This window comes from Arthrobacter sp. D3-16 (assembly GCF_054408515.1).
Genome location: NZ_CP096437.1, coordinates 2,398,247 through 2,413,281, shown reverse-complemented (window position 1 = coordinate 2,413,281; position 15,035 = coordinate 2,398,247). Strand labels below are relative to the sequence as shown.

Below are 15,035 nucleotides of genomic sequence, written 5' to 3'. Positions count from 1 at the left end.
CACAGCCCGCGAATCAGACTAGCTTTGTGGAGTGCTGACAATATTGAACGCCGCGAAGCGCGTGCTCGTGGGAAGGCCGTTCCGGAATGACCGGATGGCCCACACGCTGCTTCCCAAGCGGATCGCACTACCGGTCTACGCATCCGATGCCCTGTCGTCTGTTGCCTATGCCCCCGATGAGATCCTGCTCACCCTCGCACTGGCAGGTGTCAGCGCGGTGGCGTTTTCACCCTGGGTGGGACTGGCCGTCATGGTGGTCCTGCTGACCGTGGTTGCCTCCTACCGGCAGAACGTCCATGCATACCCTTCCGGGGGCGGCGACTATGAGATCGCGGGCGAGAACCTGGGGAAGCATGCCGGCCTCACCGTGGCGTCAGCCCTGCTGGTGGACTACGTACTGACCGTTGCCGTGTCGATGTCATCGGCCGCCCACTATGTCACCACCGCCATCCCGGCCCTCCACGGCCAGCAGGCCCTGATTGCCACGATCGGCGTGGTGATCCTTGCGCTCGTGAACCTGCGCGGCGTTAAAGAGGCCGGCAGTGTGTTTGCCGTACCCACCTACATTTTTATGGCCTCCATCCTGGGCATGACGGCCGTGGGCATTTTCCAGGCGGCCACGGGCCAGTTGGGTGAAGCGCCCTCCGCGGCGTTCACCATTGTTCCGGCACCCGGCTTTGATGAGGGGCTGGTGGGACTTGCCGGCGCCTTCCTCCTGCTGCGTGCCTTTTCTTCCGGCGCCGCAGCTCTCACCGGCGTCGAAGCCATCAGCAACGGCGTGCCGAACTTCAAGCCGCCCAAGAGCAAGAACGCGGCCACCACGCTGCTGCTCCTGGGCGTCATCGGCGCATCCATGCTTGCGGGCATCATGTACCTGGCCAACGCCACCAAGGTCCACATCGTCCTCGACCCCGCCACGGAGTTCCTGCTGAACGGCAGCCCGCTCCCGGAGGGCTACATCCAGACCCCCGCCATCAGCCAGATCGCCCAGACCATCTTCGGCCCGGGATCCGTCCTGTTCTACGTCGTGGTGGCTGCCACCGGCATCATCCTGGTGTTTGCCGCGAACACGGCCTTCAACGGCTTTCCGGTGCTGGGATCCATCCTTGCCCAGGACGGCTACCTGCCGCGCCAGCTGCGCACCAGGGGCGACAGGCTGGCCTTCAGCAACGGCGTCCTTGCCCTCGCCGCGGGAGCGCTGGTGCTCATCCTCGCTTTCAACGCGGACGTCACCAAGCTCATCCAGCTGTACATCGTGGGCGTCTTCATCTCGTTCACGGCAAGCCAACTGGGGATGGTCCGGCACTGGGGCCGGCAGTTGAAGCTGGCCAGGAACAAGGGAGTCCGACGCCGGATGGCCAAGTCCCGCGCCATCAACAGCATCGGTTTCGGCATGACCGCCCTGGTCCTGGTCATTGTGCTGGTCACCAAGTTTGAGCAAGGGGCATGGATTGCTCTGCTCGCCATGTTCGTCCTCTTCCTGATCATGTGGAGCATCAGGGCGCACTACGACAACGTGGCCAGGGAACTGGCAGTGGATGAGGACTCGTCCCCCCGTGCCCTGCCCACCCGGGTGCATGCCGTGCTGCTGGTGTCGCATGTTCGCAAGCCCGTCCTGCGGGCGCTGGCCTACGCACGCGCGTCCCGGCCGTCCAGGCTGGACGCGGTGACGGTGGATATCGACCCTGAGGAAACCGCAGGTACGGTTGCCGACTGGGAAAAGCTTGACATTCCCGTGCCGCTGACCGTCCTGGCCAGCCCCTACCGCGAGACGGTTACCCCCATCATGGAGTACGTCAAGCAGATGCGGCGTGACTCCCCGCGGGACCTGATCGTGGTCTACATCCCCGAATACGTCGTGGGCAAGTGGTGGGAGCAACTGGTGCATAACCAGACCGCCCTGCGCATCAAGACCCGGCTCCACTTCGAACCCGGCGTTATGGTGGCAAGCGTTCCCTGGCAGCTCAAATCATCCGAAGAAGCAAAGAACCTGCAGGACATCCAATGACTTCAAAGACACAAACCCAGCCGGCATTGACCGGAGAAGCGGGCACGGACGTCGTGCTCGACGTCGGACCCGTGGCACACGGCGGCCATTGCGTCGCAAGGCATGAAGGACGCGTCATCTTTGTCCGGCACGCCATCCCCGGCGAGAAAGTGCGGGCACGGCTGACGGACGCCGACGAAAAGGCCAAGTTCTGGCGCGCCGACGTGGTTGAGGTGCTTGAAGCATCACCGGACCGCGTGGACCACTTCTGGCGCCCTGCAGATTCCCGCCGCGCCTGGGGCCACGGTCATCCTCCTGTGGGCGGAGCGGAGTTCGGCCACATCACCCTGGCCCGCCAGCGGAGCCTCAAGGCAGACGTGCTTACTGAACAGCTCAAGCGGCTCGCCGGCGTCGAACAGCTCCCGGACGGCTGGGACGGCACGGTGGAAGCCGTGGGCGGCCCCACCCCGGCGCCGGATGCAGGCGCCGAGGCAACAGCCGACGGCGGGGACGGCCTCCGCTGGCGGACGCGGGCAAGTTTTTCGGTCACCCCCGGCGGCAAGCTCGGCATGCATGCGCACCGCTCGGGGCACATCATTCCCATCAACGAAATGCCGCTGGCCATCGATGCCATCAACAGCCTCCGCTTGTGGGACATCGACCTGCAGGGCGTTGACCGCGTGGAGGTGGCCGCACCGGCCAACGGCTCGCGCCCTCTGGTGTTGCTGGCTGCGGCCAAGGGAACCAAGCCCAAACGCCTGAGCGCCATCGCAGCAGAACTTCCCGCTGATGTCTCCGTTGCCGCCTTCGACCCCACCACCGAGGACGTACAGCAGGTGCGGGGCAGGCTGTGGGTGCAGGAATCCGCCGCAGGGCACGAGTACCGGGTGACCGGGGCAGGGTTCTGGCAGATCCACCGCGACGCGCCCGGGACCCTTGTGGGGGCTGTCACAGATTTCCTTCATGGCGGCGGCTTCCTCCACCCGGGCGCGGTGGTGGCCGACCTGTACGCGGGAGCCGGCCTCTTCACCGCCGTCCTGGCTGACGCGGTGGGGGAGACGGGGTCTGTCCTCTCGGTGGAGGGCGCTGCCGGAACCAGCCGGGACGCACGCAAGAACCTGCACGCGGCACCCCAGGTGGAGATTGTCCAGGGCCGCGTCGAGCGGGTCCTCCGCCAGAAACCGCGGGACTTCGACGCCCTGATCCTTGATCCGCCCCGGGCCGGCGCCGGAAAGGCAGTGGTAAGCCAGCTTGTTGCGGCGGGCCCGCGCGCCGTTGCCTACGTATCCTGCGATCCGGCATCGTTCGCGCGGGACGTGGGCTACTTCCGGCAGGCCGGCTGGGATCTTGCAGGCCTCCGCGCCTTCGACCTCTACCCCCACACCCACCACCTGGAGACAGTCGCGCTGCTGACACCTCGTCCCTGATACCGGAAGCGGGATCGACTACTATGGCGGTAGTAGTCCCACGTCGCGCTCCGTAATCACGGCCGGCCGTGTGCAATTTTCGGGCCCTGCACTAATTAGGGCCTCCTAACTAGCAGGCGGTCAACCGCGCGACAAAGATGAAACTGTTGCGAGAGGAGTCCTGCGATGAGCACTGTGGACAGCTTCGGTTCAAAAGGCAAACTTAATGTAGCCGGAACCGATTACGAAATTTTCCGGTTGAACTCCGTTGAAGGTTCAGAAAACCTTCCGTTCAGCCTCAAGGTATTGCTTGAAAACCTGTTGAGGACCGAGGACGGCGCGAACATCACTGCCGATCACGTCCGCGCCTTGGCAGGCTGGGATCCCAACGCCCAGCCCGATACAGAAATCCAGTTCACGCCCGCCCGCGTGATCATGCAGGACTTCACCGGCGTTCCCTGCGTGGTTGACCTGGCGACGATGCGTGAAGCGGTCAAGGAACTGGGCGGCGACCCCAAGCGGGTGAATCCCCTGGCACCGGCCGAGATGGTGATCGACCACTCGGTCCAGATCGATGCCTTCGGTAACTCCGGCGCGCTGGAGCGCAACATGGAGATCGAATACCAGCGCAACGGGGAGCGTTACCAGTTCCTGCGTTGGGGCCAGACGGCGTTCGATGACTTCAAGGTGGTTCCCCCGGGAACCGGCATTGTGCACCAGGTCAACATCGAGTATTTGGCCCGCACCGTGATGACCCGCGACGTTGATGGCGCCCTGCGCGCCTACCCGGATACCTGCGTTGGTACCGACTCACACACCACCATGGTGAACGGACTGGGTGTGCTCGGCTGGGGCGTCGGCGGCATCGAAGCCGAGGCCGCCATGCTGGGACAGCCCGTTTCCATGCTGATCCCGCGCGTTGTGGGCTTCAAGCTGACCGGGTCCATCCCGGCCGGCGCCACCGCAACCGACGTGGTGCTCACCATCACCGAACAGCTCCGCAAGCACGGCGTTGTGGGCAAGTTCGTGGAGTTCTACGGCGAAGGCGTGGCCGCTGTGCCGCTGGCTAACCGCGCCACCATTGGCAACATGAGCCCGGAATTCGGTTCCACGGCTGCAATGTTCCCGATCGACGACGTCACCTTGGACTACCTGCGCCTCACGGGCCGCTCGGACCAGAACGTAGCCCTCGTTGAGGCCTACGCCAAGGAACAGGGCCTCTGGCACGATCCCTCCCGCGAGATCAAGTTCTCCGAGTACTTGGAACTGGACCTGTCCACGGTTGTTCCGTCCATCGCCGGCCCCAAGCGCCCGCAGGACCGGATCGAACTGACCGAGGCCAAGGACGAGTTCAGGCACGACCTGAAGAACTACGTCTCCCACGACGCTGACGCCGGTACCCTGGACGAATCGCTTGAGGAGACCTTCCCGGCCTCCGACTCGCCGTCCTTCACCGCCGGAACCACGCACATCTCCGACACAGACCGGGAGCCCCCGAAGTACTCGGCGGGCCACGGGGGAGCGGGACGCATCTCCCAGCCTGTTCCGGTCAAGATGGCTGACGGCCGCGAGTTCGAGCTGGACCACGGTGCAGTCACCATTGCATCCATCACGTCCTGCACCAACACTTCCAACCCGTCGGTCATGCTGGCCGCCGCGGTCCTGGCCCGCAACGCCGTCGACAAGGGCCTCACGTCCAAGCCGTGGGTCAAGACCTCCGTTGCGCCCGGCTCCAAGGTGGTCACCGACTACTACGAGAAGTCCGGCCTGACCCCCTACCTGGAGAAGCTCGGCTTCTACATCGTGGGCTACGGCTGCGCCACCTGCATCGGCAACTCCGGTCCGCTGGAAGCCGAAGTTTCGGAAGCCATCCAGGCAAACGACCTCGCTGTCGCGGCTGTCCTCTCGGGCAACCGCAACTTCGAAGGCCGCATCAACCCGGACGTCAAGATGAACTACCTGGCCTCCCCGCCGCTGGTCATCGCTTACGCCCTGGCCGGTTCCATGGACTTCGACTTCGAAACCGACGCCCTGGGCCAGGACCAGGCCGGCAACGATGTGTTCCTGAAGGACATCTGGCCGAACCCGGTTGAGGTTCAGCAGGTCATCGATTCCTCGATCGACAAGGAAATGTTCGCCAAGGGCTACGAAGGCGTCTTCGAGGGTGACGACCGCTGGAAGGCGCTCGACACGCCGGCCGGTGACACCTTCGCCTGGGATCCGAACTCCACCTACGTCCGGAAGCCCCCGTACTTCGAGGGCATGCAGGCACAGCCTGAGCCGGTCAAGGACATCACGGGCGCCCGCGTGCTCCTGAAGCTGGGCGATTCGGTCACCACCGACCACATCTCCCCGGCCGGTTCCTTCAAGTCCGATACCCCTGCCGGCCAGTACCTGCTGGCCAACGGTGTGGAGCGCAAGGACTTCAACTCCTACGGTTCCCGCCGCGGCAACCACGAGGTGATGATCCGCGGAACGTTCGCGAACATCCGCATCAAGAACCAGATCCTGGACGGCGTCGAAGGTGGCTTCACCCGCGACTTCACCCAGGAAGGCGGCCCGCAGGCCTACGTCTACGACGCCTCGCAGAACTACCAGGCAGCCGGCACCCCGCTGGTGGTCCTGGCCGGCAAGGAATACGGTTCGGGTTCTTCCCGCGACTGGGCTGCCAAGGGTACCGCCCTGCTGGGCGTCAAGGCCGTCATCGCCGAGAGCTACGAGCGCATCCACCGCTCCAACCTCATCGGCATGGGCGTCCTGCCGCTGCAGTTCCCGGCCGGCGAATCCGCTGCCACCCTGGGCCTGTCCGGCACGGAGACGTTCTCGGTTGAGGGCGTCACCGCCCTGAACGAGGGCACCACGCCGAAGACCCTCAAGGTGACCGCCACTGCCGAGGACGGCAGCTCGACGTCGTTCGACGCCGTCCTGCGCATCGATACCCCGGGCGAAGCGGACTACTACCGCAACGGCGGCATCCTGCAGTACGTTCTGCGCCAGATCTCCGTGAACTAGCGGGTTCTGACAGCAGGCACCACCTCCCGAAGCCCCGGCCGGTCACCGACCAGCCGGGGCTTCGGCTTTGCATTTGGACCAAGGCGTTAGAGTTAAACGGCACGTCTACCACCCGAAGGAGGGGTCATTGGGAATCTTGGACACCATCCGGAATCCGCAGGACCTGAACGAGTTGTCCGAAGAACAGCTGAAACAGCTGGCTTCGGAGGTCAGGGATTTCCTGATCACGAACGTCTCCCAGACGGGCGGGCACCTCGGTCCCAACCTGGGCGTGGTGGAATTGACGCTGGCCGTGCACCGCATCTTCGACTCGCCCCGCGACAGCATCGTTTTTGACACCGGCCACCAGTCCTATGTCCACAAGCTGCTGACCGGCCGCCAGGATTTCAGCACCCTGCGCCAGGAGGGCGGCATCTCCGGCTATCCGTCCCGGGCCGAATCCGAGCACGACATCGTGGAAAGCTCGCACGCCTCCTCGTCGCTGTCCTGGGCCGACGGCATCTCCCGCGCCCGCCAGCTCACGGGTGAAGGCGACCGCCACGTCGTGGCAGTCGTTGGCGACGGCGCCCTCACCGGAGGAATGGCCTGGGAAGCGATCAACAACATCGCCGCGGACAAGCGGCGCCGTGTGGTGATCGTGGTGAATGACAACGGCCGCTCATATGCAGCCACCGTGGGCGGCTTTGCCGATTACCTCGCGTCCTTGCGCCCCACCATTGATTCCTTCCGCACCACTCCGGCTTATGAACGCGCCCTGGACTGGTGGAAGAAGAAGCTCCAGGACGGCGGGCCGGCGGGCCAGTTCACCTACAAGAGCCTTCATGCCATGAAAAAGGGCATCAAGGACTGGTGGGCGCCGCAAGGCATGTTCGAAGACCTCGGCATGAAGTACATCGGCCCGGTGGACGGCCACAACCTCCAGGCCATGGAGCACGCACTGGCCACGGCGAAGCACTACGCGGGCCCCGTGATCGTGCACGCCATGACCGAAAAGGGCCACGGCTACGCTCCGGCACGCGCGCATGAGGCGGACCAGTTCCATGCCGTGGGCATCATCGACCCCGAAACCGGGGAACCCACCGGCACCGCCGGGGCGCAGTCCTGGACCTCTGTGTTCGCTGACGAGATCGCTGCCATCGCTGATGAGCGGAAGGACGTCGTGGGTATCACCGGCGCCATGCTCATTCCCGTGGGCCTGCACAAGTTCGCGGCCCGGCACCCGGACCGGGTGATCGACGTCGGAATCGCCGAACAGCACGCCCTGACCTCCGCGGCCGGCATGGCCTTCGGCGGCCTGCACCCCGTAGTTGCCGTCTACGCCACCTTCCTGAACCGGGCGTTCGACCAGCTCCTGATGGACGTCGCCCTGCACAAGGCCGGCGTCACCATCGTCCTGGACCGCGCAGGCGTCACCGGGCCGGACGGCGCCAGCCATCACGGCATGTGGGACATGTCCATGGTCCAGATCGTCCCTGGCCTCCACCTGGCCGCACCCCGTGACGCCAGCAGGCTGCGCGAGGAACTCCGCGAAGCCGTGGCCATCAGCGATGCGCCTACCGTGGTCCGGTTCTCCAAGGGATCCGTCGGTGCCGAAGTCGAAGCGCTGGAACGCCTCAGCGACGGCGTGGACGTCCTGTCCCGCAGGCCCAGCGGTTCCACCGAGAACGACGTCCTGATCATCTCCGTGGGCGCTATGTCCGAGCTCGCCCTGGACGTAGCCAACCGGCTCGGCGCCCAAGGTATCAGCACCACCGTGGTGGACCCGCGCTGGGTTCTTCCCGTTCCGCGGTCCATCATCGCGCTGGCATCGCACCACCGCCTGGTCATCTGCATCGAGGACGGCGTCCGTGCCGGCGGCGTGGGCTCCCGGATCCGCCAGGAGATGCGCGCGGCCGGCGTGGACACCGCCCTGAATGAGGTGGGCCTGCCGGTTGAATTCCTGGACCACGGCACCCGCAAGCAGGTTTTGGAACGCGTGGGCCTGACTGCCCAGCAGATAACGCACGACGTCGTTGCCCAGGTTCTCGGGACAAAGGTCCCCTTTGCGCGTCCCCTGCCGGGCCAGCAGCACCCCACCACCGGCAGCCTTCCGATCCTGTGAGGGGAGAGGACCTACTCAAGTACCCGGGAGTGGTGGCCGAGCCGGCAGCTGAAGACCAGCCCGGGCCCAGCCGGGAACCCCGGCACCTTGAGCCCGGCCAGCTGGTAGTTGCCCGAAACCGGAAGTGGAACGGCAAGGCGCACTGGGTGGTCCCCGGACGTTACCTGGGCGAGGACCGCCACGGCTGGTGGATCTTCCAGGGAACCAACGAATTCTGCTCCCGTCCCGGTGCCGCGTTCTACACCAGGTCCGACGCCGTACTCCTGGTCCCGCGGGAAGGCGACTGGGTGGCCACATTCTACGACGACGCCCACCCCGGCGGTGTACGGATCTACATCGACCTGGCCGTGGCGCACGAATGGCACCGGATCCGGCCGGGCGTGACGGAGTTCCACGTCATCGACATGGACCTGGACGTGGTGCGGACCGCAGGCCGCGGTGTGTTCATCGACGACGAGGACGAGTTCGCCGAACACCTTGTGTCTATGGATTACCCCGCAGCCCTGGTGGAAGCACTCGAGGCCGGTGCGGACCAGCTTTACCAGGCCGTCAAGGCACAGCAGGCACCCTTCGACGGCACCGACGTTGAATGGTTTACAAAGGGACGTTCATGAGCGGAATTGTCAGGGTCTACAAACGCGACGACGAGGGTACCCTCCATTTCCGGGAGGCCTGGTTCGATGAGGACTACAACCAGTTCGTCATGAATTACGGAGCAGTGGGCCACCAGAGCAAAACCGAGGAGACCGACGTACCGGACCCCGAGGCAGCCGAAGGCCTTCTGGACGCCTTTGCAGCCCAATGCGCCGAGGACGGCTACGCCGAAATTCCGGACGAGGAACAGTTCTGGGTTGTGGCCCAGTTCGCGCTGAAAACCCGGGAGGGTACCGACAGGGACCGCTACCTGGAAGAAAAGGCAACGGACGCGCTGATCAGCCACCTCGCCTGGCGCGGACTAGGTACGGTGGAACGCTCTGAATTCACTGACTACAAGCTCAACATCTTTTGCCTCTGTCCCGACGTCAACAAGGCAGTCGCCGCCATCAAGGTCTGCAGCCGCGGTGAGGACCTGGACTTCACCAAACTCAGCATCGGCGCAGCGCCCTACAGCGACCCGCAAAACTTCAAGCTCAAGCACTCAGCCAAGCCCGCCAATACCTTCAGCCTCTAAGGAGCGTCCGTGACCACCTACCGCCGCGTCGGAAAGTCAGGCCTGACCGTCTCCACCGTCGGCCTGGGCTGCAACAACCTGGGCCGGGCCAACACTGCCACCGAGACCCAGGAAGCAACGGATGCTGTGGTCCACGCGGCGGTGGACGCCGGGATCACCCTTTTCGATGTCGCCGACACCTACGGCCGGGAGCCCGGGCTCAGCGAAACGATGCTCGGCAGGGCGCTCGGCAACCGGCGGGCCGACGTCGTCGTGGCCACCAAGTTTGGGATGGACATGAAGGGGGCCAGCGGCCCGGACTTCGGTGCCCGCGGCTCGCGCCGCTACATCATCCAGGCAGTAGAGGCCTCGCTGCGGAGGCTGGGCACCGACTGGATCGACCTCTACCAGTTCCACACCCCGGATCCGCTCACCCCCATCGACGAAACCCTGTCCGCCCTGGATGCCCTCGTCTGGAGCGGCAAGGTCCGCTACATCGGGCACTCCAACCGGGCCGGCTGGCAGATTGCCCAGGCGGAGTACGTGGCCCGCGAACTGGGAAGCGCCCGCTTTATCTCCACCCAGAACCACTACAACCTCCTGGACCGGCGGGCCGAGCTTGAGGTAACGCCGGCAGCAGAGGAATTCGGCCTGGGCGTCCTGCCGTATTTCCCCCTCGCCAATGGGTTGCTGACCGGCAAGTATGCGCCCGGCCACGCCCCGGACGGCTCCCGGCTCAGCCACACCCGCACGCACCTGGTCCACGACGCCGACTGGGACCAGCTGGACAGCTTCAGCAGCTTTGCCAGGGACCGCGGGCTGAGCGAGATCCAGGTCGCGTTCTCCTGGCTGGCGGCACAGCCGTCTGTGGCCAGCGTCATCGCCGGCGCCACGAGGCCGGAACAGGTCCGGCAGAACGCGGAATCAGCGGACTGGCTTCCCACGGAAAAGGACCTCGCCGAGCTGGACAGTATTTTCCCTGCCGCCCCCAAGGTGGCTCTGTTCTAGGACCCTCATGACTGCCTTCCTGCTGGACGTGGACACGGGCATCGATGACGCCCTGGCCCTGGCCTACCTTGCCGCCCTTCCGGACACGGAGTTCGTTTCCGTCACCGCCACCCCCGGGAATGTTGATGTGGACCAGGTGGCGCGCAACACCCTGGCATTGCTGGAACTCTGCGGCCGCAATGGAGTGGAAGTGGCCGTGGGTGCGCGCGAACCGCTGGCCATTCCGCTGCTGACCACTCCGGAAACGCATGGGCCGCAGGGCATCGGCCACGCGGTCCTGCCGGAACCGGCCGGCAAAGTCTCGGAGCGGAACGCCGTCGACCTCTGGGTTGAGCACGCGAGGGCACGGCCCGGGGAGCTCACCGCCCTCATCACCGCACCCCTGACCAACTTCGCGCTGGCCCTGCGGCAGGAACCCCGGCTGCCGGAACTGCTGGCCAGAGTAGTGATTATGGGCGGCAGCTTCTACTACCAGGGCAATACAACGCCCACCGCCGAGTGGAACACGCACGTGGACCCGCACGCGGCCAAGGAAGTCTATGCCGCCTTCCAGGGCCGGCCGCTGGAAAAGCTTCCCATCATCTGCTCGCTGGACACCACGGAGCGGATGGAGCTCCAGCCCGCGCATGTCCGCCAACTGGCTGAGGCGGCCGGGGCGAAGGTGCCGGAACTGGTCCTGCCGGAGCAGCCGGAGGGCCAGCGCAGCACATCGGAGAACACCCTGATCCGGCATCTGTCCGATGCACTGCGGTTCTATTTCGAATTCCACCGCCGCTACGACCAGGGGTACCTGGCCCACGTCCATGACTATTTCGCCGCCGGTGTTGCCGCCGGCACCCTGGATTTCGAGGCCCGTCCGGCAACCGTGGATGTGGAAACAGGTTCCCGGATGCTGATCGGGACCACGGTGGCGGACTTCCGCGGGCTCTGGGGCCAGCCGCCAAACGCCCGGGTGGTGTCCGCCAACTATCCGGAGGCCGCGTTCCGGGAGCTGGTCTCCGCTGTCGGCGGCCTGGCCCGGCGCGTGGGCTGAACCAAAAAACCGCCCCGGCCCGACACCGCATGGCAGCCGCGGTAGAATAGTCCGCGGACCGGACAGGCGCAGCTGCCTGGCGGCAGCTGCCGAGGTGACATAGGCGGCGTTCCATTCCGGCCGCGGATTCCCGGGCCGGCCGTGCGTACCCGAAGGAACTCCATGTCATCGCCCTCCCTGACGCTGCCGTCTCCGGCACCTGCCGCCGCCCGCAAACGCCGGCTGCTGGAAATCCTCGGTGCCCTGGCCATCGCCGGCACCTACATCTACCTGGTCCTCAACCAGCCCACCGACATCACCGGCGGTCCGGGAAGCGCCTCGGCGCTGATTGCCCTGTCCGGTTTCCTCGTGGGCGCCGTCCTGCTCATCGTCGCTGTCCTGCCGGCCCTGCCGACGTCCACCGTGGTGCTGATCCCCGTGGCCCTGGTACTGAACATCGTGCTCGGCCAGTTCGTGGGCAGCACCCTGGTCCCGTTCTACCTTGATGCGATCGGTACGGTACTGATCGCGGTCCTCGCCGGCCCGGCGGCCGGCGCGGCCACCGGCGCGTTGAGCAGTATCGTCTGGTCCTTCTTCAACCCGACGGTGCTGCCATTCGCCGCCGGCGCCGCATTGATTGGCTGCCTGGCAGGCGTGGCTGCCCGCTACGGACTCTTCCGCCGTTTCTACCTCGCACCCGTTGCTGGATTTGCGACCGGGATCATCGGCGGCGTGGTGTCCGCACCGGTGGCGGCCTTCGTCTTCGGCGGGACGTCCGGGGTTGCCACCGGAGCCATCGTCAGCGCCTTCCGCTCGATGGGGGACACCCTCCTCGCCGCCATCACCAAGCAGGCCCTGATCTCGGATCCCATGGACAAAGCCATCGTGTTCACGGTGGTGGCCGTGCTGGTCTATGCCCTGCCCCGCCGCGCAACGCTGCAGTTCCCGTTTGTCCGGCGGCACCGCGTCCTGGCCGGCCGGACGCCCGGACAGGATTCCTGACCTCCTGCCCATGCGACTGCATCCGCTGACGTCCCTCGCGGCTGCCGGCAGCACGGCGGTGATTACGACGGCGGCAGCAAGCTGGCCGCTGTCCCTCGCCGTGATCGCGGCCGCAGTGGGCCTTTCGGTCTTGGGCGGCACGTTCCGGCGGCTCCTGCCTGCGGCAGCCGCCGTGCTGGTGCCGCTGTGTTTGTCCCTGCTGGTCCTGCACGGCCTGTTTTTCCCGGAAGGGCAGATCATCCTCGCCCAGTGGGGACCCGCGCGCGTCACCGCTGAAGGACTTTCCTTTGCAGTCGAGCGGGCCGTGCAGGTTTCTGCCGCCGTCATGGCCCTGCTGGTCTTCTCCTTCAGTGTCAGCGTGCCGGACCTGGTCGCGGCGCTCTCCGCCAAAGGTGCGCAGGGCCGGTTTGCCTTCGTGCTGGCGTCAACCCTGACCCTGCTGCCGGCCATCACATCGAGGCTGGACCGCATCCGGCAGGCCCAGGAAGCGCGGGGGTTGGTGATCCGGCGCGGCCTGCCCCATCGGGTGGCAGCTTTCCGGCTCCAGGCAGTCCCGCTGGTCTCTGCTTTGGTGGAGGACGCCGCAACCCGCGGTGCTGCCCTGGAAGCCCGCGGCTTCGGCAGCACCGGCCCCCGCACCAGCTACCGGGACGTGCCGGATCCGGCGGTGCAGCGGTGGCTGCGGATTCTGCTGGTGCTGGCCGCCGCGGCTGCAGTGGTGGCCCGGCTGTGGCCGGCGGGAGGCTGAGTGACGACCTCGCGTGCCCTCGCCGCCAGCATCAAGAGCCTTACCTTCCACGACAATGACGCTCCCGTCCTGCGCGGCGTAGACGTCTCCTTTGCCCCCGGAACTTTCACCGCGATCCTCGGCGCGTCGGGAAGCGGCAAGTCAACGCTTGGCCGGCTCCTCGCGGGCTGGTTGTCTCCCGGGGCAGATGGAAGGCTGGCAGGACACCTCGAAGTTGCGGGGACCCGCCTGCACTTCAGCGGAGCCGCGGAGGACCCCCGCATCGACCCTGCACAGTGGGGCGCCTGCGTGGGATTCGTTCCGCAGGACGCCTCCACCGCGCTGTCCACGGTCCGCGCCACGGCGGCCGAAGAACTGGCGTTCGGCTTGGAGAATGCCGGTACGGAGCGGGCCGGCATGTATGAAGCAGTAGAACGCACCGCCGGCATGCTGGGCCTGACCGGGCTGCTGGAACGCCACCCGGGCACGCTTTCCGGCGGCCAGCTGCGGCGCCTGGCCATCGGCTGTGCGGTCATACTGGAGCCCGCGGTGCTGGTCCTGGACGAGCCCTTTGCCTCCCTTGATACCGCCGGGGCGGCCGGGCTCGCACTGCTGCTGCGCAAGCTCGTGGCCGGCGGGACCGCCGTCGTCGTCCTGAGCCAGGCGATTGACGAGGTGCTGCTCGAGGCCGACGGTTGGATTGTCCTGGACGCGGGCACGGTCGCGGCCAACGGCACACCCACGGAAGTGATGGCGGCGCCGGAGCGTCTGCCGGCCGGTATCCGGCGGCCGGTTGCTACACGGCGGCCGGCAGGGCAGCGGAATTTCAGCGTGCCCGCGTCCACCGCAGTCACTTGCCCTTTCAGTGTTGCCGGCACCCCTGCCTTGGAGCTGCGGGGTGTGGATTTCGCGTACCAGGCCACAGCAGCCCGCGGCAGGAAGGCCCGGGGATCCAACGGCAGTGCCGCCGGGCATCAGCAGAGCACCGTGCTGCAGGGCATCGACCTTGTGCTCCAGCCGGGTGAGGTTGTTGCCGTGACCGGTCCGAACGGGGCGGGCAAATCCACACTGCTGCGCCATCTCAATGGCTTGCTGCAGCCCTCGTCCGGTACCGTCCATGTCAACGGGAAGGACATTGCCGGCGTCCCGGTTGGGGAGGTGGCCGCTGCCGTGGGACTGCTTTTCCAGAACCCGAGCGACCAGCTCTTCGAACGGACTGCTGCCCGTGAGGTCCGGTTCGGCCTGGACCGGCGGTTCGGTGCAGGCGAAGCAGCGGAAAGAACCGCTGCAGCCCTGGCCACAGTGGGTCTCTCCGCCGCCGCCCAGGACCACCCGGCCGCGCTTCCGGCGTCCCGGCAGCGGCTGCTGGCGCTGGCAACAGTCCTTGCCCGCAGTCCGTCGGTCCTCGCCTTGGATGAACCCACGGTTGCCCTGGACGGGGAGGGCCTGGCTGTACTCGACGCAGCGGTCCGGTCCGCAGCAGCGGCGGGCGCCGCCGTCGTCCTGGTCACCCACGACGTGCCCTACGCCCACACGGTAGCGGACCGCCTGATGACGCTCGACGGCGGGCGGCTGCTGGGAAGCTGAGGCGGGCACACGCAAGGGGCTTCGTCCGGAAGAATCGGACGAA

At 66.4% G+C, this 15,035-nt stretch carries 11 protein-coding genes; all 11 read left to right on the top strand.

Annotated elements, in window-relative coordinates; translation table 11 throughout:
* Window positions 1-31: 31 nt before the first annotated feature.
* The gene (locus tag M1D32_RS11570; protein WP_458778821.1) at window positions 32-2,008 is read left to right on the top strand and encodes an APC family permease; all 1,977 of its coding nucleotides are present in this window, start codon (window positions 32-34) and stop codon (window positions 2,006-2,008) included.
* Complete coding sequence (locus M1D32_RS11565; RefSeq protein ID WP_458778820.1) at window positions 2,005-3,414, top strand: class I SAM-dependent RNA methyltransferase; 1,410 nt, start codon at window positions 2,005-2,007, stop codon at window positions 3,412-3,414. The genes M1D32_RS11570 and M1D32_RS11565 overlap by 4 nt, the downstream gene beginning before the upstream one ends.
* Window positions 3,415-3,579: 165 nt before the next feature.
* Window positions 3,580-6,405 (top strand): aconitate hydratase, encoded by a 2,826-nt coding sequence (locus M1D32_RS11560; RefSeq protein ID WP_458778819.1) that lies wholly within the window; start codon window positions 3,580-3,582, stop codon window positions 6,403-6,405.
* A gap of 127 nt (window positions 6,406-6,532) precedes the next feature.
* Window positions 6,533-8,506 (top strand): 1-deoxy-D-xylulose-5-phosphate synthase, encoded by a 1,974-nt coding sequence (gene dxs, locus M1D32_RS11555; RefSeq protein ID WP_458778818.1) that lies wholly within the window; start codon window positions 6,533-6,535, stop codon window positions 8,504-8,506.
* A complete protein-coding gene (locus M1D32_RS11550; protein WP_458778817.1) occupies window positions 8,503-9,120 on the top strand; it encodes a DUF402 domain-containing protein in 618 nt (205 codons plus the stop codon). The genes dxs and M1D32_RS11550 overlap by 4 nt, the downstream gene beginning before the upstream one ends.
* Window positions 9,117-9,677, top strand: coding sequence for a hypothetical protein (locus tag M1D32_RS11545; protein ID WP_458778816.1), 561 nt, complete (start codon window positions 9,117-9,119; stop codon window positions 9,675-9,677). The genes M1D32_RS11550 and M1D32_RS11545 overlap by 4 nt, the downstream gene beginning before the upstream one ends.
* 9 nt (window positions 9,678-9,686) lie before the next feature.
* Complete coding sequence (locus M1D32_RS11540) at window positions 9,687-10,664, top strand: aldo/keto reductase (RefSeq protein WP_458778815.1); 978 nt, start codon at window positions 9,687-9,689, stop codon at window positions 10,662-10,664.
* A 7-nt stretch (window positions 10,665-10,671) separates the two neighbouring features.
* Window positions 10,672-11,697: a nucleoside hydrolase gene (locus tag M1D32_RS11535; RefSeq protein ID WP_458778814.1), complete on the top strand. Its 1,026-nt coding sequence runs from the start codon at window positions 10,672-10,674 to the stop codon at window positions 11,695-11,697.
* Window positions 11,698-11,859: 162 nt separating this feature from the next.
* Window positions 11,860-12,678 carry an ECF transporter S component gene (locus M1D32_RS11530; protein WP_458778813.1) on the top strand — a complete coding sequence of 273 codons (819 nt, stop codon included), beginning with the start codon at window positions 11,860-11,862 and terminating at the stop codon, window positions 12,676-12,678.
* Between the two features lie 10 nt (window positions 12,679-12,688).
* Complete coding sequence (locus M1D32_RS11525; RefSeq protein ID WP_458778812.1) at window positions 12,689-13,426, top strand: energy-coupling factor transporter transmembrane component T; 738 nt, start codon at window positions 12,689-12,691, stop codon at window positions 13,424-13,426.
* The gene (locus M1D32_RS11520) at window positions 13,427-14,992 is read left to right on the top strand and encodes an ABC transporter ATP-binding protein (RefSeq protein WP_458778811.1); all 1,566 of its coding nucleotides are present in this window, start codon (window positions 13,427-13,429) and stop codon (window positions 14,990-14,992) included.
* The last annotated feature ends 43 nt before the right edge of the window (window positions 14,993-15,035 follow it).

Excerpts from the sequence above, each read along its gene's own strand:
- M1D32_RS11535 (WP_458778814.1), top strand. The coding sequence starts at position 10,672 with ATGACTGCCTTCCTGCTGGACGTGGACACGGGCATCGATGACGCCCTG.
- M1D32_RS11565 (WP_458778820.1), top strand. The coding sequence starts at position 2,005 with ATGACTTCAAAGACACAAACCCAGCCGGCATTGACCGGAGAAGCGGGC.
- M1D32_RS11560 (WP_458778819.1), top strand. The coding sequence starts at position 3,580 with ATGAGCACTGTGGACAGCTTCGGTTCAAAAGGCAAACTTAATGTAGCC.
- M1D32_RS11530 (WP_458778813.1), top strand. The coding sequence starts at position 11,860 with ATGTCATCGCCCTCCCTGACGCTGCCGTCTCCGGCACCTGCCGCCGCC.
- M1D32_RS11525 (WP_458778812.1), top strand. The coding sequence starts at position 12,689 with ATGCGACTGCATCCGCTGACGTCCCTCGCGGCTGCCGGCAGCACGGCG.
- M1D32_RS11545 (WP_458778816.1), top strand. The coding sequence starts at position 9,117 with ATGAGCGGAATTGTCAGGGTCTACAAACGCGACGACGAGGGTACCCTC.